This is a genomic window from Streptomyces sp. NPDC059255, from assembly GCF_042752355.1.
Lineage (GTDB): Bacteria > Actinomycetota > Actinomycetes > Streptomycetales > Streptomycetaceae > Streptomyces.
The window spans coordinates 162,500-180,776 of the sequence record NZ_JBHYZP010000016.1 but is presented as its reverse complement, the minus strand read 5'-3'; the positions used below and the strand labels follow the sequence as shown (position 1 = coordinate 180,776).

Genomic DNA, 18,277 nt, shown 5'->3' with positions numbered 1-18,277 from the left:
GACCTGGAGGACGGCGGCGCCTGGCTCTACGCGGAGACCGTCCGCCGGATCCACGCCCTCACCGCCGAGCGCGAGGGCGGCCACACCAAGGTCGAGCTGCTCATCCCGGACTTCAACGCGGTGCCGGAGCAGCTCGCCGAGGTCTTCTCGTCGCGGCCCGAGGTGCTCGCGCACAATGTCGAAACGGTGCCGCGGATCTTCAAGCGGATCCGCCCCGGCTTCCGTTACGAGCGCTCCCTCGACGTGATCACCCGCGCCCGCGAGGCGGGACTGATCACCAAGTCCAACCTCATCCTCGGCATGGGCGAGACCCGCGAGGAGATCAGCGAGGCCCTGCGCCAGCTCCACGACGCCGGCTGCGAACTGATCACCATCACCCAGTACCTGCGGCCCTCCGCACGCCACCACCCCGTCGAGCGCTGGGTGAAGCCCGCCGAGTTCGTGGAACTGAAGGACGAGGCCGACGCCATCGGCTACTCCGGCGTCATGTCCGGACCCCTGGTGCGTTCGTCGTACCGCGCGGGGCGGCTCTACCAGCAGGCGATCGAACGGCGCGGCGCGACGGCCGTCGCCCAGGCCGTATGAGTCGTATGAGCCGCGGATTGTGTGAATCGGCGCACAAGTGACTACCAGCCGGTAGCGCCCGGCGTGTCGCGGTCCGTACGCTCCTCGCAGGTCAAGGGGGCGTACGGACCGCACGTTCGTTCGGGGTCCGACTTCCGCCCCCGCGCCAGGGTTTCATCCACGTTTGACCGTTCGGTCACGTCCTGGTAACACCAGTGAGTGACACTGTACGCACACTCCGCGAACAGACGTCCCATGCTTCGCTCACCCGTTCGCTTGTGCGTGCGCTCGCACGTCTGCCTTCACCGCTCCTGAGGGGACCGCCATCATGCAGGTCGCGCCGGTACGACCCACCACTGTCACGGAGGCGACGGCGGCGGACACACCCACCCGCCGCTCCGCGGCCCTGCCCGCCACCCTGCCCTCCGTCTCCACCGCGCTGCGCGCCGTGGAGTCCCTGTTCCTGAGCGCCGGCCAGCGTACGGCCCGCCGCAACGCCTGGACGGCCGTCCTGGAGGACCGCCGCAGGGCCAAGGACCGGGTCGAGACGGAGCACGTACTGGAGGCCGTGTCTGCCGCCGCTTCCCACGCCACGTAAACTTCTGGGCATGGCGAGGAAGGACAACGCAGACACTGCTGCGAACCAGGGGCGACTGAAGCAGATCGCTCTCACCTACAAGATGACCCGGCGGGCCGACTCGAAGGTCGGGCTTGTCGTCGGTGGTGTGGGAATCGTCACCTTCGGCGTCTTCCTCGCGATCGGCTTCGTGATCGATCACCCCGTCTATCTGGGGATCCTGGGCTTCATCCTGGCGTTCCTCGCGATGGCGATCGTCTTCGGGCGACGCGCGGAGCGGGCCGCCTTCGGTCAGATGGAAGGCCAGCCCGGCGCGGCGGCCGCGGTCCTGGAGAACGTCGGCCGTGGCTGGACCACGACCCCCGCGGTCGCCATGAACCGCAGCCAGGACGTCGTCCACCGCGCGGTGGGCAAGGCGGGCATCGTCCTGGTCGGCGAGGGCAACCCGAACCGGGTGAAGGGCCTGCTGGCCGCCGAGAAGAAGAAGATGGCGCGCATCGTGGTCGACGTACCGGTGCACGACATCATCGTCGGCGACGGCGAGGGCCAGGTGCCGCTGAAGAAGGTCCGTACGACCATGCTGAAGCTGCCCCGGGTGCTGGCCGGCCCGCAGGTGACGGCGGCCAACGACCGGCTGCGGGCGATGGGCGACCTGATGAGCAACATGCCGCTGCCGAAGGGGCCGATGCCGAAGGGCATGCGGATGCCGCGCGGCGGAAAGATGCGCTAGGCGCTCACGACCACCGCACGCAACCGAGCGGCAACGGAAGAACCCGTAGAAGAAACCACAGAAGAGGGCGGCCCGGAGAACTCTCCGACCGCCCTCTCTTCATGCCCCGGCTCTTCATGCCCCGGTACTTCCCCGGCTCTCCATGCCCCGGCGCTCCGCGCGCCCGCGCAGGCTCCGGCCCGGCCTCAGGCGCGCACCTGCACGGCCCGGGCGAGACGGTCGTGCAGCCCGCGCCCGTCGCGGTCCCAGACCAGCGCGGGGATGGCGATACAGAGCAGCACCGTACGGACGAGAACGCGCCAGAAGCCCAGGCGCCCGCCGCCCTCGGCGATGACACGGAGGCCGAAAATGCGCTTGCCCGGCGTGAAGCCGACTGTCCCGACGGTGAGCACGCCGAGCACGAGGAGCACCCCGAGGGCCCAGTTGCCCGATGCCTGCCAGTCACCGTCGGCGAGGAGTCCGTATGCGATCAGCATGCAGAGCCCCCAGTCGGCGAAGAGGGCGCCGAAGCGCCGCCCGAGCGGGGCCACGGAGCCGGGGCCGTGCTCCGGCAGACCGAGCCGTTCGCCCCGGTAGCCGAAGTCGACGCCCATGTTCTCGGCCGCGGCGCGGGGCCCCGAGAGCCACGATCCGATTACTTGCCTGTTGTCCACCCGTCCACGGTACTGCGGCGGTGCCGGCGCCCCCGGGACGGGGTTGGCACCAGGGGCACGGGGGTACGCGTGCGGAGCCGTCGTACCCCCGGCACACACCCCGGCTGGTTAACTTCGACGAAACAAATGGGTCATGCTGGAGAAATCCCGGAAACCTAAGGTCAGGTCCAGCGTGTGCCACCGCACTGGCCGCACGACCGATAACCCCCGCCCCTCCCCGGGACGGGAGGAGGAGGAGCTGGATGTTCCAGAACGCCGACGAGGCCAAGAAGTTCATCGCGGACGAGGACGTCAAGTTCGTCGACGTCCGCTTCTGCGACCTGCCTGGCGTGATGCAGCACTTCACGATCCCGGCGAAGGCGTTCGACCCGACCGAGGAGCTGGCGTTCGACGGCTCCTCGATCCGCGGTTTCCAGGCCATCCACGAGTCCGACATGGCGCTGCGCGCGGACCTGTCGACGGCTCGGGTGGACCCGTTCCGCCGTGACAAGACGCTGAACATCAACTTCTTCATCCACGACCCGATCACGGGCGAGCAGTACAGCCGCGACCCGCGCAACATCGCCAAGAAGGCCGAGGCCTACCTCGCCTCCACCGGCATCGCGGACACCGCGTACTTCGGCCCCGAGGCCGAGTTCTACGTCTTCGACAGCGTGCGCTTCAACACCACGGCGAACGAGGGCTTCTACCACATCGACTCCGAGGCGGGCGCCTGGAACACCGGTGCGGTCGAGGACAACCGGGGTTACAAGGTCCGCTACAAGGGCGGCTACTTCCCGGCCCCGCCGGTCGACCACTTCGCCGACCTGCGCGCCGAGATCTCCCTGGAGCTGGAGGCGTCCGGCCTCCAGGTCGAGCGCCAGCACCACGAGGTGGGCACCGCCGGCCAGGCCGAGATCAACTACAAGTTCAACACGCTGCTGGCCGCGGCCGACGACCTGATGCTCTTCAAGTACATCGTGAAGAACGTCGCCTGGCGCAACGGCAAGACCGCGACCTTCATGCCCAAGCCGATCTTCGGTGACAACGGCTCCGGCATGCACGTCCACCAGTCCCTGTGGCAGGGCGGCACGCCGCTCTTCTACGACGAGCAGGGTTACGCGGGCCTCTCGGACACCGCCCGCTACTACATCGGCGGCATCCTGAAGCACGCCCCGTCGCTGCTGGCCTTCACCAACCCGACGGTGAACTCGTACCACCGCCTGGTCCCCGGCTTCGAGGCCCCGGTCAACCTGGTCTACTCGCAGCGCAACCGCTCCGCCGCGATGCGCATCCCGATCACGGGCTCGAACCCGAAGGCCAAGCGCGTCGAGTTCCGCGCCCCGGACCCGTCCTCCAACCCGTACCTGGCCTTCTCCGCGCTCCTCCTCGCGGGCCTGGACGGCGTCAAGAACAAGATCGAGCCGGCCGAGCCGATCGACAAGGACCTCTACGAACTCGCCCCCGAGGAGCACGCGGGCGTCCCCCAGGTCCCGACCTCCCTCCCGGCCGTCCTGGACGCGCTGGAGGCGGACAACGAGTACCTCCAGGCGGGCGGCGTCTTCACGTCGGACCTGATCGAGACGTGGATCGACTACAAGCGCACGAAGGAAATCGCGCCGATCCAGCTCCGTCCGCACCCGCACGAGTTCGAGCTGTACTTCGACATCTAGGCCGAAGCCTCCCGGCAGCCCCTTCGAACAGGCGAAACCGCCGTTCGGAGGGGCTGTTTCCGGTCTGCCGGGGCTGCTCGGGGGAGACTGGAGTCGGCCAGGACCGCCACAGTGCCTCTGATACGGAGCCGCTCATGACCACACCGCGTGACCTGCTGATCGTTTCCATGGACGTGCCGTCCGGTCGGCCGGTGGAGCGGGGTGACCTGTCGCTCGTGCTCGCCGGGGCCGAGGTGATCGACCTCTTGGACGCGCAGGCCCTGACGCTGGAAGGCGACGGCATCGTGCCCGGCGGCCGGTGGACGCTGCCGGACCGCCTGCTGGACGAGGCCGCGTCGGCGCTGGTGAGGGACGCGCCGTACGAGTCCGTCGAGGACTGGCTGTGGCGGCGGGGCCGGGGGCTGTCCGATGTCTACGTCGCCGCTCTGGAGGCGGAAGGCGGGCTCACCCGGGAACGCCACCGCTGGCTTCCGGTCCGTACGGGGCGCACGGCCCTGGCCGACTCCCCCGCGCGCCGCCGCGCGGCCGCCCGCTGGGCGTCGGGCGAGCCGGTCCTCGCCGCGCTCGCCGCCGCGCTCGGGATCGGGGAGGGGCAGGGGGAGGACTCCCCGGAGATCGGGGACGACTCGGTGGTGACCGTGCTCGCCGCCGTCAACGACGCGGTGATGGAACTGGAGGCCGTACGGCAGCGGCGATCGATTGAGGAAGCCGCGTACGACAACATCTGGCGAGGTCAGTGACGGCGCGCCGGCCCTAGGGCCATAGGGCTCCCGCGAGTGCGACGCCCAGGTAGACCGCGCCCAGGCCGGTCACCACCGAGGCGAGCACGTTGGCCGCGGCGTAGAGGCGGGCGCCGTCCTCGGCGAGGCGGAGGGTTTCGTAGCTGAAGGTGGAGTACGTCGTGAGCGCGCCGCAGAAGCCCGTACCGAGGAGGAGTTGTACGGAGGAGGAGGCCGCGCCCGCGGTGATCGCGCCTGTCACCAGTCCGAGGACGAGGCAGCCGGTCACGTTGACGGTGAAGGTGCCCCAGGGGAAGAGCGAATCGTGCCGCCTCTGGACGGAGCGGTCGGTCAGATAGCGGAGCGGGGCTCCGACGGCGGCGCCCAGGGCCACCAGGAACCAGTTCACCGGGTCGTCTCCCGGCCCCCGTGGCGGACGACCTCGCAGCGGTCCAGCGTCACCAGGCCCTCGCCGACCACTTCGTCGAGCTGAGGGAGGAAGGCTCTGATCCGTTCCTCGGTGTCGACGATCACAACCGCCACGGGCAGGTCCTCACTGAGGGAGAGCAGCCGCTGCGTATGGATCATCGAGGAGGCGCCGAAGCCCTCGACGCCCCGGAAGACGCTGGCGCCCGCCAGCCCCGCCTTGTGGGCGCGGTGGACGATCTCCGTGTAGACCGGCCTGTGGTGCCACAGGTCGGTCTCGCCGACGAAGACCGTCAGGCGCAGTGCCGTACCCGTCGGTCCGGTCATGCCTGCCTCCATGCCAGTACGCGGCGGGTCGCCCACACCGCACCCCACACCGCCGCGAACGCGGCGAGCAGGGTCAGTCCCAGATAGGCCACGCCGATGCCCGCCCGGCCGTGCGTGACCAGGCGCTGGATGTCCACGGCGTACGTCGAGAAGGTGGTGAACCCGCCGAGGACGCCCGTGCCGAAGAAGGGCCGTACCAGGGGGTGCGCCGTCCACAGGTCGGTGATCACCACCATGAACACGCCGATCACCGCGCATCCGACCGCGTTCACGGTGAGCGTCGTCCACGGGAAGGCGCCGGGAGCGGTGGGCCACAGGAGCGCGGCCCCGTAACGGGCCGACGCTCCGATCACGCCGCCCAGCGCCACCACCGCTACCTCGGGCATCACGCGGAACACTCTCCTACTCGCCGGGCGCCCGCGCCGGGGCGCGCTCCATCGCAAGTAGGGACCGTTGGCGGCAGTCGCACCGCGGTTCTGGTACGGCGAGCCCCACCGCCGCTTTCGTACTCCCGATCAGGTTAGCCGCAGACGGCAGGCCCCGGCCAGCCGGGCGGGGACCCCTGCCGGGGACGGGGGGGACGGGGCGGGGACGGGGCGGGGGGCTGTCAGTGGGCGCTGGCACCATGAACGGCATGAAGACCTACAACTGGCGTCCCTTCCTTGAGCGGTGGAGTGCGGACTGGGCCGGCTCCCCCGGTGCGCGGGCGCGGTCGGACTCGGATCCGGGCCCGGAAGCGCCGGGCGAGCGGTGGCTCGGGTTCGCGGGCGCCGGTCCCGGGCGGATCGGCGCGCTGGAGGAGCGGCTCGGTCCTGATGTGGTGCTGCCGCCGACCTTCCGGTCGTTCCTGGCCGTCACGGACGGCTGGCGCCCCGCCGGGACGGGCCTCCGGCTGCTGGGGACGGCGGAGGGGACGCGGTGGTACGGGGATGCGCAGGAGCGGGACGGTCTGTGGGGCCCGGACGGTCTGTGCGGCCGGGCGCTGCAGCTCCGTGTGGAGCCGGACGTGGCGGCGGACCAGGCCGAGGTTCTGCTCGATCCCGGGGACGTGAACGCCGACGGGGAGTGGGCCGCCTACTTCCACCGGCCCGGTTCGTGCGACGCCCCGGACCGGTACGAGTCCTTCATGGAGCTCATGCAGGCCCTGTTCCGGAACTTCCACCGGACGTACTGGAACACACCGGGGTTCGAGAACGACACGACGCGCGAGCTGGACGCCGAGGTCGAGGAGGCGCGGCTGGCCTGTCTGCGCGGTGCGGCGGCCGACGCCCCGCTCAAGGTCTTCACGGAGGCGGAGGAGTGCGGCAGGCCCCACGCCCGCGGGCTGCGCGTCGAGTTGGAGGCGCTGCTGAACGGCGGTGGGACGGGGGACCGCGGGACCGCTGGGAGTACGTTCCGGTACGAGGCCCCGGGGCCGTTCGGTGCCGCGGTGGACGCGGCGCGGGAGCAGGCGCGCTGGGGGGACACCGAGGCTGCGTGGGACACCCTCGCCGCGGCCGCGGCCCGCTGGGAGCCGTACGGGGACGAGCGCCTCGGCCCGGTCGGGCTGCTCGCCGATCCGCTGCTCGGGCCCGTGCTCACCCCGGAGCGCGGCCGGTATCTGCTGGAGACGCCCCGGGGCGCGGAGGGGCGGGAGCCGGGCGTGGATGCGCGTGCCGGTGGCGGGGGCGAAGAGGGCGTCGGAGAGGGCAAGGGGGTGTCGTGGGACGACGGGCTTGCCTGGCTCGCCGATGAGCCGTCCCTCGCGGCCGACCGGGAGGGCGGCTACCGCTTCGTCTTCGTACAGGGCGTTCCTCCGGAGGAGTTGGCCCGTCGGATAGGCCGGGGGCCGCTGCTGGCGCCGGCCGGTGAGGACGAGTTGACCGGGGCCCGGTCCGGCCCGGAGGAGCCGGAGCACGGGGAGCGGCGGCCCGTCGCCCGGGTCGGTCTGTGCGGGGACGGCTGGAGTTTCGCCTACGAGAGCCGTGCCCAGCTCTCGGAGGCGTTCCTGCCGGAGCGGCTGAGCGGGCTGGGCGAATCGGCGTCCGCCGGCGCCGAGTCGGTCACGGTGTGGTGCGAGCGCGGCGGTCGGCTCTCGGCGCAGCCGGGCGCGTTCCACTTCTCGTACGCCGAGGACGGGCAGCGTGTGTACGGGTTCACGGTGCGCGGCGAGGAGATCGAGCAGTGGGGGGAGCTGCCCGGCTCGCTCGACCCGGAGGAGTTGTTCCCCGCGTACGAGGAGGACGAGCACGACGGGTACGACGAGGACGACGAGGACCAAGGGGCGGGGGTGGAGCCCCTGGGGCTGGATCCGGATGACGAGTACGAGGCGCTCACCGCGCTCTCGGACGAGTTCGGGATCTCGCTGCCCGAGTTCGCGCTCCGGCACGGCCGGCTGCACACCGTGCGGATGCGGCCCTGGCTCCGGCCCCCGGGTGCGGGTGCCGGCGCGGGGGAGTCGGAGGCGGGTGGCGTCGTGGGGCCGCCGCGCGGCGATGGCCTGGGGCGGGAGCCGTCGTGACCGCCGCGCCCCCGGTGCGGACCGCCGTGATCGAGACGCCGCGGCTGACGCTGCTGCCGCTGCGTGTCGAGCACGCGGAGGAGATGGCGGGCGTGCTCGCCGACCCGGCGCTGCACGCGTTCATCGGCGGTCGGCCGTCGACGGTGGAGGAACTCCGCCGTCGGTACACGAGGCTGGTCGCGGGCTCGCCCGATCCGGCGTTCTCCTGGTGCAACTGGGTACTGACGGAGCGGGCGGGACCGGGAGAGCTGTCCGGTACGGTCCAGGCGACCGTCACCCCGCACCGCACCAACCGGGGCGAGACGGTCGCCGAGCTGTCCTGGGTGGTGGGGACGGCGTGGCAGGGGCGCGGGTTCGCCACGGAGGCGGCGCGGGGGCTGGTCCGGTGGCTGGCGGGGCAGGGTGTGGGGACGGTGACCGCCCATATCCATCCCGGCCACCGGGCGTCCGGCGCGGTCGCGGCGGCGGTCGGGCTGAGCCCCACCGACGAGTGGCATGACGGCGAGGTCCGCTGGCGGCGGCGCCTCGGAGCATGAGGGAGGCGGCCGCCGCCGCTGCCGTCGGTCCGCTAGCGGATCAGCTCGCGCACCATGCGGCAGGTGGTGTTGGACGGCGGGTGGATCCCGATCCGGGCCGCCGTGCTCCGTATCCGCCGGTTGGGCGCGCTCGACGGGTGATACACGCCCGAGTCGAGCAGGGCGATGGCGAGGCGCATGGCCTTGAGCCGGCGGTTGTGGCTCTCGTACCACTCCCGGGGGCGGCCCGCGGGCAGCGGCTTGCGCTTGAGGGCGGTCGGAGTGACGGACGAGCGTGACGGGGCGGAGGGCGAGGACGGAGCGGAGGACGGGGCGGAACGCTTGCGCTGAGCGGACGGAACGGATGGGGTCGGCGCGGATTCGGCGGAGTTCTCCGTGATGGTGGCAACAGCCATCGTCAGCCTCCCGGCGTGGTGGTGGGACCCTCACGAACTCCCTCCATTTTACTGCCCACCACTGACAATCGCCCCTGGCCAGACCCGGTTTGGCGGGTGTGGAAGGGGTGCCTGGAGGTAGGCTCGGGAAGATGGAGATCTGGATCAACCCCGCCTGTTCCAAGTGCCGTGGCGCGCTCACCCTGCTCGACGCGGAGGGAGCCTCGTACACCGTCCGCCGGTATCTGGAGGACGTGCCGTCCGAGGACGAGATCCGGGAGGTGCTCGGCCGTCTCGGGCTCGAACCGTGGGACATCACCCGCACCCAGGAGGCCGCGGCGCAGGAGCTGGGCGTCAAGGAGTGGGCGCGGGACGCCGGTTCGCGCGAGCGCTGGATCGCGGCGCTCGCCGCGCACCCGAAGCTGATCCAGCGGCCGATCATCACGGCGGACGACGGTACGGCCGTGGTGGCGCGCACGGACGAAGCGGTACGGGACGCCCTCAAGCGGTGACGGAGGCCTCCCGCTCCGGCAGGTGCGTCAGGCGAGACGGGTGAGACAGGTGAAGCAGGTGAAGCAGGTGAACTGTGGCGCCTGTGACGGATGTTGCTCGTGTGACGCTGAGCGAGGCAGTCCCGCGGTGCGTACCTATCGGCATCCGGAACCCAGCCGGCCCGCCTGCCGCGGGGCCGGGGACAGGAGTCTCCCCACGTGCCTCGTCAAACGACCGCCCTCAGCCGGGGAACGCTCGCCCTGCTGGCCGGCTCGACAGCGCTGGTGGCCCTGATGGCTCCGGCCGGGGACACGGCGGCGCCGACGCCCCGCACGGACCGGCAGGCGTCGGCGGTCTGCGTCGGCAGTGCCCGGACCGGTACCGCGGAGCGGATCACCTCGACGACGGGGAGCTGCGCCCTCCTCGACGGCACCGCGTCCGGCCCCGGTCAGCCGCTGGTCCGCAACGCCCGGAGCGAGCGGGGCGGGCAGGCCGAACGGGGTGGGCAGGCCGAACGGGGTGGGCAGACCGAGCGGGGCGCCTTGGTCGAGCGGAGCGACCGGAGCGAGCGGGTCGAGCACGTGCAGGAGGGCGACCGGACCGACCGGGGCGCGCGGATCCTCCACGTCGACTGAGGCGCAGTCGACCGAGGAGCAGAGGAGCAGTCGGCCGAGGAGCAGCGGCTACACCGCGCCCGTGCGCGCTGCCGCCGCCGCGGCCATCTGGGCCTCCGCCTCCGCGAGGATCTCCGTCAGCCGGAGCCCGAACCGTACGTCGCACGCGTGCGGCGCGCCCGTACGGACCGACTCCAGGAGCGCGTCGATCGCCGTACCGAAGGAGCCGACCGGGTCGCCCCAGCCCTCCGGGAGCACCGCGACACCGTGCGTGCCGCGCAGTTCCAATCCCGTGCCGGCGCCCGCCCTCGGCGCGCTCAGGCTGAGCGTCACCGTGCTGGCCGCGCCCGACACGTGCCGGAGTGCGAGCTGGGTGAGGTCCGGTTCGGTGTGTACGGCCGTCACCGCCGTCACATCGCCCAGCGGCGGGATCAGCGCGGACAGCGCGTGCGGGCCGACGTCCCACAGCCCGCCCTTCTCGCGGCGCCATGGGGACTCGGCGTACGGGCTCTCCTCCCCCGGCGCGTAGAGCGCGCCGAGCCACTGTGCGTGAGCCGTGAACCAGCCGCCCTTTGCCGACTGTTCGTCCACCCATTCGGCGGTGTCGCGCGCGAAACGCAGGGTGCAGAAGACGACGGACGCCACCCCGGAGGCCGCCGCCGCGTCCGCGACCTCGCGGGCGCCCCGTACGGTCGTCGCGACCGGCTTGTCCAGCAGGAGGTGGCAGCCGGCCGCCGCCGCGCGGGCCGCCAGCGGCGCCTGGACGTCCGGCGGCAGTGCGAAGGCGACGGCGTCGCTCTCGGCGAAGAGCGCGTCGAGGCCGACCTCGCCGGAATGGGCGGTGATCCCGTGTGCCCCGGCGAGCGCGGTGGCGGCCTCGGGGCGCCGTCCCCAGACGCCGCTGAATACGACCCCGTCGTGGGCGGCGAGCGCGGGGGCGTGCGTACGCTCCGCCCAAGGGCCGGTGCCGAGCAGTCCGATGCGTGGCTTGTCCATACGGGCCAGTGTGACGGGTGAACCCTGCAGGGCGGAAGAACCCCCGATCAAGAAGGGAGGGCACCCGTGACCCGGAGGACGCGCGGCGAAACCTCACAGAACAAAAACGTCACAAAATGAGCCTGAGTAACACGTGGTTCATGGAAGGGCAACGGCGGGGAAATCACACATTGCGAGGCTTCGGGTCAAACCTGCTGCACCCGCAAAGGATGAGGCCCCGTGACGTTCAAGGCTGAGTACATCTGGATCGACGGTACCGAGCCGACCGCGAAGCTGCGCTCGAAGACGAAGATCCTCAGCGACGGCGCCGAGCTGCCCATCTGGGGCTTCGACGGTTCGAGCACCAACCAGGCCGAGGGCCACGCCTCCGACCGCGTGCTGAAGCCGGTCTTCTCCTGCCCCGACCCGATCCGCGGCGGGGACGACGTCCTCGTCCTGTGCGAGGTCCTGAACATCGACATGACGCCGCACGAGTCCAACACGCGTGCGGCGCTGACGGAGGTCGCGGAGAAGTTCGCGGCGCAGGAGCCGATCTTCGGCATCGAGCAGGAGTACACCTTCTTCAAGGGCGCCCGTCCGCTCGGCTTCCCCGAGGGCGGCTTCCCCGCCGCGCAGGGCGGCTACTACTGCGGTGTGGGCTCGGACGAGATCTTCGGCCGGGACGTCGTCGAGGCGCACCTCGACAACTGCCTCAAGGCCGGTCTCGGCCTCTCCGGCATCAACGCCGAGGTCATGCCGGGCCAGTGGGAGTTCCAGGTCGGCCCGCTCTCGCCGCTGGAGGTCTCCGACCAGCTGTGGCTGGCGCGCTGGCTGCTCTACCGCACCGCCGAGGACTTCGACGTCTCCGCGACGCTGGACCCGAAGCCGGTGAAGGGCGACTGGAACGGCGCGGGCGCGCACACGAACTTCTCGACCAAGGCGATGCGCGAGGGGTACGAGGCGATCATCACCGCGTGCGAGTCGCTGGGCGAGGGCTCGAAGCCGCTCGACCACGTGAAGAACTACGGCGCGGGCATCGACGACCGGCTGACCGGTCTGCACGAGACCGCCCCGTGGAACGAGTACAGCTACGGCGTCTCGAACCGCGGCGCCTCGGTCCGTATCCCGTGGCAGGTCGAGAAGGACGGCAAGGGCTACATCGAGGACCGCCGCCCGAACGCCAACGTCGACCCGTACGTGGTCACACGGCTGATCGTGGACACCTGCTGCAGCGCCCTGGAGAAGGCCGGCCAGGTCTAGTACGTCGGGTGAGGGGGCGCCGGTCCCCCGCAGGAACGTTCCCGGAGGGGGTGGGTGCCATGCGGCGCCCACCCCCTCCGGCGTCCGGATTGAGGTGAGGAGGCTGCTGCGCTCCCCCGTCATCTGCTTCAATGGGTTCATGGCCAGCTTCCAGTACACCGCGAGGGGTCTCTTCGACCTGGAGCCGTTCTGGCCGTCCCGGCAGCATCATGACTTCGACCGGGTGTGTTGCCGCGTGAGGAACGCGCCGGCCCTCTAAAGCCTTTCGGCCTTCGGCCGCCGCGCAGACGTACGTCCCGTCCGTCCTCGTCGACCCGACGTCTCGACGAGTCCTCCGCGCGAAAGAGCTGACCCCTCATGGCGAACTCCCTCTCCTCCCTTCCCGGTCCCTTCCCCTCGCCCGGCCGTCACCGGCTCCGGGCCGTCGACAGCGACGAGACATCCGGCGCCGCCGCCCCGGTCGGCGTCCCCGTCGGTCAGGTGGTGGACTTCCTGCCGCCGGGCGCGACCTGGCTGCCCGCGCCTCAGCACACCCTGCCCTCACTGCCGGGGCAGCCGCCGATGATCGGCTACCTCGTGCTCGTACCGGCCGACCAGCACCCGGCCGGAGCCGTCGCGGCCCTCTCCGCCCCCGGCGCCGTCCCCACCCCTGCCGCCGCTCCCGCCCCTGCCCCTGCCTCTGCCGCTACGTCGGCGGGCGGCGGGCCCGTGCTGGTCGACAGCGTCCGGCGGACCGCGGTCGTGGACGGGCGGCAGCTCGAACTCACGTACCTCGAATTCGAACTGCTCGCGCATCTCGTGGCGTACCCCCACCGGGTGCACACCCGCGACCAGTTGGTGACCACGGTCTGGGGTTACGGGCATGTGGGCGACGGCCGGACCGTCGACGTGCACGTGGCACGGCTGCGCCGCAAGCTGGGCGCGGATCACCGCCGTACGATCCAGACCGTACGGCGCGTGGGCTACAAGTACATCCCCTGATCCGAACCGCGTACGTGTTCGTGTACGCGGAGAAGCCCCGCAGGTCCGGGATCCGGAGCCGCGGGGCTTCTCCGTGTGCGCGGCCTTTCCGAGACCATCCCCGCGTCGGCCCAACCGGGTGCCACGGACGAGGAGTTGGACAGGGGCGCGCAGGATCAGGCCCGCCACGCCGGGCGCGACTTCGCCGGCATCCTGTTCTCCGCCGCCGACAAGATCCAGGTCTTCCGTCTCTTCCGCGTGATCCGACCGGGCCGGAGGGACCGGTCGGATCACGCGTCGTGGCCTGCCTCGGCACTCGGCGTGGCGTCAGCCGCTTCCTGATCAGGTACGGGCCGCCCGTGCGCGGGCCCGGAGACCCAGCGCGCCGTCCAGCAGGAGGAACACCAGCAGGCTGATGCCGAGCAGCGGGAGGAACCAGCCGATCAGCACCGTGGCCACCCCGAGCGGCACCAGCAGGCGCGGCGGGACCTTGCGCCAGGCGCCGCGCGGCATGGCCCTGCCCGCGCTCAGCCGGCGTTCCTTGGTGGGCCGGCGGAGCCACCACATGCGGTAGCCCAGGACGATGAGGACGATCAGCGCGAGGGCGAGGGCGGCCAGCAGGAGCTGGTTGGCGAGGCCGAACAGGACCCCCATGTGCGCGTCGATGCCGAGGCGGGTGAGCTGTGCGAGCAACGGGTAGTCGGCGAAGCGGAGTTCGTCCAGGATCATGCCGTTGGCGGGGTCGACGGAGACCGAGTCGAGCCGGACCGGGAACTGGTTGTCGATCTGTGCGACGACATAGCCGCTGCCCTCGGTCGGCAGGGTGACGGCGATCGGCCCGTCCAGCCCTGCCTGGCGTGCGGCGACCACCGCGAGATCGACGCCGACGTCGGTTCCCTTCATGCCCTCCATGCCGGGCATGTCCGCCATGTCATGGCCTTCGTGGCCGCCGCCCTTTCCTGCCCCGGCCCCCGTATCACTGCTGCTGCCGCTGTCGAGGGCCGCGGAGACGGCCGGGGTGGCGGAGCCGAGCTGGTCCTTGACAGCGGTGATGTTCTCGCCCGCGTACGTGGACCAGGTCAGCCCCGTAGCGGAGAGCAGCACGAGCCCGGTCACGGCGACCATCCCGAGCGAACCGTGCAGCGAGAGCGTCCTGCGCCGCCCGGTGGCACCGCGCTCGGGCACCACCAGGGCGCGCTTCGAGGCACGCTTGCGGGCGGTCCAGAGCAGCAGCCCGCCGAGGGCCACCACCCAGAGCCAGCTCGCGGCCAGCTCGCTGTAGATCCGGCCCGGCTCGCCGAGCTGGAGGTGGCGGTGCACCTCGGAGAGCCAGGTGCGCACCGGCAGGGCGCCGGAGCTGCCGTAGCTCGTCAGTTCACCGCGCACCTCGGCGGTGTACGGGTCGACGAAGACGGCGAGGGACTTGAACTCCTCGCTGTCGGGCGTGGACATCAGGACCCGGGTGGTCGCACCCTCCTCGGACGGCAGGCGTACGGAGGTGACGGTGCCCTCCGGGTGGGCGGCACGCGCGGCGTCGAGCTGCTCGGAGAGCGGGACCGTACGGTCGCCCACCGGGGCCCGCAGCTCATTGCGGTAGATCACCTTCTCCGCCTGATAGGAGAGGGAGTAGAGGAACCCGCTGGTGGCGGCCACCAGCAGCAACGGCGCAATCAACAGCCCCGCGTAGAAGTGCAGCCGCAGCACGAGCGGGCGCAGCGCACTCCAGAGGGAGGTGGGGGCGGGCGTGGGCGCGGGGGCGGCGTCCGGGGTTCTGTCGGACGTGTCGTTCGTGTCGTTCCCCTGAACGGGGTCTTCAATGGCCATGACTGTCCTAGGCGCTGGAAATCGGCACGGGGAAGGCCGGAGCGTCCGGGGAATCCGAGGTGTCGGGGAAGCCGGAAGGTCCGGAGGGCTCCCTGGCCGTCCCTCCGCGTCAGACAGCGGTGGCGGCGGCTCCGGGGGCCGTGGCGCGAGGGGTACGGGACACGGGCGGCCCGCGCCGGGACACCGTGTGCGCGAGGACGACCCCACGGAAGCGGTGCGCGCGGAACGTGCCGTTCCTGGGCCGGATCAGCCGGGGCCCGGCAGGAAGCCGTACGGAGACGAGGAGCAGCCGGAGCGGGGTGAACGCGAGGGCTCCGACGGCGCGCGCGAGCCGGAAGAACGCGGCCTCCCCCTGGGCGAGCCAGAGGGCACAGACCGCCGCCGCGACGCAGTGGGCGGCGAGCATGGCGGCGGAACCGCCGAACAGCTCCCCCAGCCCCACGTCCAGTCCCGAGCCCGCTCCCGGCGCCGACGCCTGACCCGGCATCGGCTCCGCCGCGGGCCCCATGTCCATGCGCGCGCCCCCGCCGGCGTGCGGTGTGTGCCGGGAGGCGGCGAATCCGTACCACGGCAGTGCCCCGGCGAAGAGGAGATGCAGCAGGCCCTGGAAGGTCAGCAGCCCGGCGCCGATCGACAGCGCGCCCCGGCGCCGCCCGCCCGCGAGCCAGGCGGCGCCCGCGGTCGTCCCGTACGCCGCCAGCAGCACCGGCACCGAGATCGCGTGCCCGGACGCGCCCGAGGTGAGCGCGTGCCCCACCGCCGCCAGCGGCACGCACACGGCCGCGAAGACGGCGGCGCGCGCGGCGCGGAGCGGCGATCCGGTCTCGGTCATGGTCCGCACATGGTGCCATCCCGGAGCGCGGGACGGCAGATCACAAAAGCCGCGGCTCCTCCGGGAGGTGGTGCTGAGTACACCCCGGGCCGGGTGCGGACCGGCTGTCTCCCGCCCGTCGCTCCGGTCAGACTGGTTGTCGTACCGGGGAGACCGGGACGCCGGGCGCCGTCGGGCCGCCCGGCCGCGAAGGGGAGAGACCGCCATGGACCGCGCCACGCAGAGCGCCACGCCAAGCGCCGCGAACAGCGCCGCGAACAGCGCCATGACCGACGACACGGGCACCACCAGGGCGAGGGACGGGGACGGGGACGGGGGCAACAGCAGGAACAGGGACGACGCTTGGACCGCGCGGCGGCCGAAGCCGCGCGAGGCGCTGCTCGCGGCGGCGCGTGGGCTGGCCCTGGCGGTCATCTCCCTCGGGTCGATCCTCCTCTTCGTGGTGACGATCCTCTCGATCGCCCTCCTTGCCCTGGGGATCGGCTTCCTCACCACCCCCGCCGTACTCACCGCGCTCCGCGCCTGCGCCAACCAGCGCAGGCTGCTCGCGGCCACCTGGTCCGACGTACCGATCCCGGTTCCGTACCGCCCTTTCCCCCCGGACGTGCGGAGCGGGCTCACCGGCCAGGTGGAACGCTGCACCCTGATGCTCAAGGATCCGGCGACCTGGCGCGATCTCCAGTGGCTGGTGATCGACATGACAGCCGGATTCGTCACCGCGCTGCTGACGGCCGTGCTGCTGCTCTACCCCGTGGAGGGGTTCGTCCTGGGCGCCGGGCTGTGGCGGCCTTTCACCGAGGGCACGTACTGGTACGCGTTCGTTCCGGTCACCGGACAGTCGACCGCTCTCGCCGCCGCGGCGGTCGCCCTGGTGCTCTTCGGCGTCGCTCTGCGCTACTGCCCCGCTCTGCTGCGCCTGCACTTCCGGCTGACCGGGGCCCTGCTGGCCCCCGCCCCCGGCCACGCGCTGACCGAGCGGATCGAGCGGCTCACGGAGACCCGGCACGACGCCGTGGACAGCTCGGCCGCCGAGCTGCGCCGCATCGAGCGCGATCTGCACGACGGCGCGCAGGCCCGGCTGGTCGCGGTGGGCATGGACCTGGGCACCATCGAGGCGCTGATCGAGAAGAACCCCGCCAAGGCGAAGGAGCTGATCGGCAAGGCGCGGCAGTCCTCGGCGGACGCGCTCACCGAGCTGCGTGATCTGGTGCGCGGGATCCACCCGCCGGTGCTGGCCGAGCGCGGACTCGGGGACGCCGTGAAGGAGTTGGCGCTGCGGCTGCCCATGCCGCCGGAGCCCGAGGTGGAGGTGGAACTCCCGGGCCGGGCCCCCGCGCCGGTGGAGTCGGCCGCGTACTTCGCGGTGAGCGAGACGCTGACCAATGTGGTCAAGCACGCGGGCGCCGACCGGGTCTGGGTCGACATCTCGTACGCCGACGGCATGCTGCGGATCGCGGTCACCGACAACGGCCGAGGCGGCGCGGCGGTCGGCGGCGGGTCAGGGCTGAGCGGTCTGCAGCGGCGGCTCGGTACATTCGACGGCGTCCTGGCCGTCAGCAGCCCCGCGGGCGGTCCCACCATGGTGACCATGGAGCTTCCTTGCGAGTTGTCCTAGCCGAAGATCTCTTCCTCCTGCGGGACGGCCTGGTCCGGATGTTGGAGGCGTACGACTTCGAGATCGTCGCGGCCGTCGAGACCGGGCCCGAACTGACCACCGCGCTGGCCGAGTTGGAGCCGGACGTCGCCGTCGTGGACGTCCGGCTCCCGCCGTCCCACACGGACGAGGGCCTGCAGTGCGCGCTCGCGGCGCGGCGGGCGCGCCCCGGGCTGCCCGTCCTCGTACTCTCCCAGCACGTCGAGCAGTTGTACGCACGGGAGTTGCTGGCCGACGGCGCCGGCGCGGTCGGCTATCTGCTGAAGGACCGGGTCTTCGACGCGGAGCAGTTCATCGACGCGGTACGCCGGGTCGCGGCGGGCGGTACGGCGATGGACCCGCTGGTGATCTCCCGGCTGCTCTCCCGGCACGAGCGGGACGCGCCGCTCGGCGGGCTGACGCCGCGCGAGCGCGAGGTCATGGAGCTGATGGCCCAGGGGCGCTCGAACGCCGCGATCGCCGCCCAACTCGTCGTCACGGAACGGGCGGTGGCCAAGCACACGTCGAACATCTTCGCGAAGCTGGACCTGACGGTGTCGGACGACGACAACCGGCGGGTGCTCGCGGTCCTCGCCTATCTGGAAGGCGGCCGCGGCCCCGGCGGAACG

20 protein-coding genes and 1 pseudogene are annotated in these 18,277 nt (G+C 71.9%); 13 read left to right on the top strand and 8 right to left on the bottom strand.

Going from position 1 to position 18,277, the window contains the following annotated elements; all coding sequences use genetic code 11:
* The 3 genes from ACFXKG_RS20480 to ACFXKG_RS20470 form a co-directional block, all read left to right on the top strand.
* Positions 1-585: lipoyl synthase (locus ACFXKG_RS20480; protein WP_384840689.1), on the top strand; the 585-nt coding region annotated here is incomplete at its 5' end.
* Between the two features lie 307 nt (positions 586-892).
* Positions 893-1,162, top strand: a complete 270-nt coding sequence (locus tag ACFXKG_RS20475; protein WP_384840686.1) for a hypothetical protein — start codon at positions 893-895, stop codon at positions 1,160-1,162.
* A 10-nt stretch (positions 1,163-1,172) separates the two neighbouring features.
* The gene (locus tag ACFXKG_RS20470) at positions 1,173-1,871 is read left to right on the top strand and encodes a DUF4191 domain-containing protein (protein ID WP_384840683.1); all 699 of its coding nucleotides are present in this window, start codon (positions 1,173-1,175) and stop codon (positions 1,869-1,871) included.
* A 185-nt stretch (positions 1,872-2,056) separates the two neighbouring features.
* On the opposite strand, the gene ACFXKG_RS20465 is transcribed toward ACFXKG_RS20470, so the two are convergent.
* A complete protein-coding gene (locus ACFXKG_RS20465) occupies positions 2,057-2,524 on the bottom strand; it encodes an RDD family protein (RefSeq protein WP_384840680.1) in 468 nt (155 codons plus the stop codon).
* A gap of 242 nt (positions 2,525-2,766) precedes the next feature.
* Between ACFXKG_RS20465 and glnA the strand changes: the two genes are divergently transcribed.
* Both glnA and ACFXKG_RS20455 read left to right on the top strand, forming a co-directional pair.
* Positions 2,767-4,176, top strand: coding sequence for a type I glutamate--ammonia ligase (gene glnA, locus ACFXKG_RS20460; protein ID WP_382888461.1), 1,410 nt, complete (start codon positions 2,767-2,769; stop codon positions 4,174-4,176).
* Between the two features lie 134 nt (positions 4,177-4,310).
* Positions 4,311-4,916, top strand: coding sequence for a GPP34 family phosphoprotein (locus tag ACFXKG_RS20455; RefSeq protein WP_384840676.1), 606 nt, complete (start codon positions 4,311-4,313; stop codon positions 4,914-4,916).
* 13 nt (positions 4,917-4,929) lie between these two features.
* Here the strand turns inward: ACFXKG_RS20455 and crcB (ACFXKG_RS20450) are convergent, their stop codons facing one another.
* Genes crcB (ACFXKG_RS20450) through crcB (ACFXKG_RS20440) form a run of 3 tightly spaced genes read right to left on the bottom strand, consistent with a single transcriptional unit; the run spans position 4,930 to position 6,034 of the window.
* The gene (crcB, locus tag ACFXKG_RS20450; RefSeq protein ID WP_382888463.1) at positions 4,930-5,304 is read right to left on the bottom strand and encodes a fluoride efflux transporter CrcB; all 375 of its coding nucleotides are present in this window, start codon (positions 5,302-5,304) and stop codon (positions 4,930-4,932) included.
* A complete protein-coding gene (locus ACFXKG_RS20445) occupies positions 5,301-5,648 on the bottom strand; it encodes a DUF190 domain-containing protein (RefSeq protein ID WP_384840672.1) in 348 nt (115 codons plus the stop codon). The genes crcB (ACFXKG_RS20450) and ACFXKG_RS20445 overlap by 4 nt, the downstream gene beginning before the upstream one ends.
* Entirely contained in the window at positions 5,645-6,034 is a 390-nt protein-coding gene (gene crcB, locus ACFXKG_RS20440) for a fluoride efflux transporter CrcB (protein WP_384840670.1), read from the bottom strand. The genes ACFXKG_RS20445 and crcB (ACFXKG_RS20440) overlap by 4 nt, the downstream gene beginning before the upstream one ends.
* 248 nt (positions 6,035-6,282) lie before the next feature.
* Between crcB (ACFXKG_RS20440) and ACFXKG_RS20435 the strand changes: the two genes are divergently transcribed.
* Entirely contained in the window at positions 6,283-8,148 is a 1,866-nt protein-coding gene (locus ACFXKG_RS20435) for an SMI1/KNR4 family protein (protein ID WP_384840667.1), read from the top strand.
* Positions 8,145-8,684 carry a GNAT family N-acetyltransferase gene (locus ACFXKG_RS20430; RefSeq protein WP_384840664.1) on the top strand — a complete coding sequence of 180 codons (540 nt, stop codon included), beginning with the start codon at positions 8,145-8,147 and terminating at the stop codon, positions 8,682-8,684. Before ACFXKG_RS20435 ends, ACFXKG_RS20430 begins: the two co-directional genes overlap by 4 nt.
* A 32-nt stretch (positions 8,685-8,716) precedes the next feature.
* Here ACFXKG_RS20430 and ACFXKG_RS20425 read toward each other — a convergent pair whose 3' ends face one another.
* Positions 8,717-9,079 (bottom strand): hypothetical protein, encoded by a 363-nt coding sequence (locus ACFXKG_RS20425; RefSeq protein ID WP_384840660.1) that lies wholly within the window; start codon positions 9,077-9,079, stop codon positions 8,717-8,719.
* Between the two features lie 131 nt (positions 9,080-9,210).
* Between ACFXKG_RS20425 and ACFXKG_RS20420 the strand changes: the two genes are divergently transcribed.
* Together ACFXKG_RS20420 and ACFXKG_RS20415 are read left to right on the top strand one after the other, a co-directional pair.
* Positions 9,211-9,570, top strand: coding sequence for an arsenate reductase family protein (locus tag ACFXKG_RS20420; protein WP_384840657.1), 360 nt, complete (start codon positions 9,211-9,213; stop codon positions 9,568-9,570).
* 198 nt (positions 9,571-9,768) lie between these two features.
* Positions 9,769-10,185 (top strand): hypothetical protein, encoded by a 417-nt coding sequence (locus ACFXKG_RS20415; protein WP_384840654.1) that lies wholly within the window; start codon positions 9,769-9,771, stop codon positions 10,183-10,185.
* 48 nt (positions 10,186-10,233) lie between these two features.
* Here the strand turns inward: ACFXKG_RS20415 and ACFXKG_RS20410 are convergent, their stop codons facing one another.
* Entirely contained in the window at positions 10,234-11,160 is a 927-nt protein-coding gene (locus ACFXKG_RS20410; protein ID WP_384840651.1) for a Gfo/Idh/MocA family protein, read from the bottom strand.
* Between the two features lie 219 nt (positions 11,161-11,379).
* Here ACFXKG_RS20410 and glnII point away from each other — a divergent pair, with 219 nt between their 5' ends.
* Together glnII and ACFXKG_RS20400 are read left to right on the top strand one after the other, a co-directional pair.
* On the top strand, positions 11,380-12,399 hold the full coding sequence (glnII, locus tag ACFXKG_RS20405) for a glutamine synthetase (RefSeq protein ID WP_384840648.1): 1,020 nt from the start codon (positions 11,380-11,382) through the stop codon (positions 12,397-12,399).
* 357 nt (positions 12,400-12,756) lie between these two features.
* Entirely contained in the window at positions 12,757-13,380 is a 624-nt protein-coding gene (locus tag ACFXKG_RS20400) for a winged helix-turn-helix domain-containing protein (RefSeq protein WP_384840645.1), read from the top strand.
* 321 nt (positions 13,381-13,701) lie between these two features.
* On the opposite strand, the gene ACFXKG_RS20395 is transcribed toward ACFXKG_RS20400, so the two are convergent.
* Positions 13,702-15,183, bottom strand: coding sequence for a PepSY-associated TM helix domain-containing protein (locus tag ACFXKG_RS20395; protein WP_384840642.1), 1,482 nt, complete (start codon positions 15,181-15,183; stop codon positions 13,702-13,704).
* 109 nt (positions 15,184-15,292) lie between these two features.
* Complete coding sequence (locus ACFXKG_RS20390; RefSeq protein ID WP_384840639.1) at positions 15,293-16,015, bottom strand: hypothetical protein; 723 nt, start codon at positions 16,013-16,015, stop codon at positions 15,293-15,295.
* Between the two features lie 205 nt (positions 16,016-16,220).
* On the opposite strand from ACFXKG_RS20390, the gene ACFXKG_RS20385 reads away from it, so the two are divergent.
* Both ACFXKG_RS20385 and ACFXKG_RS20380 read left to right on the top strand, forming a co-directional pair.
* Positions 16,221-17,630, top strand: a complete 1,410-nt coding sequence (locus tag ACFXKG_RS20385; protein WP_384840636.1) for a sensor histidine kinase — start codon at positions 16,221-16,223, stop codon at positions 17,628-17,630.
* A pseudogene (locus tag ACFXKG_RS20380) lies at positions 17,615-18,259 on the top strand (LuxR C-terminal-related transcriptional regulator); the annotation flags it as partial. The gene ACFXKG_RS20385 and the pseudogene ACFXKG_RS20380, both read left to right, overlap by 16 nt.
* Positions 18,260-18,277: the final 18 nt, after the last annotated feature.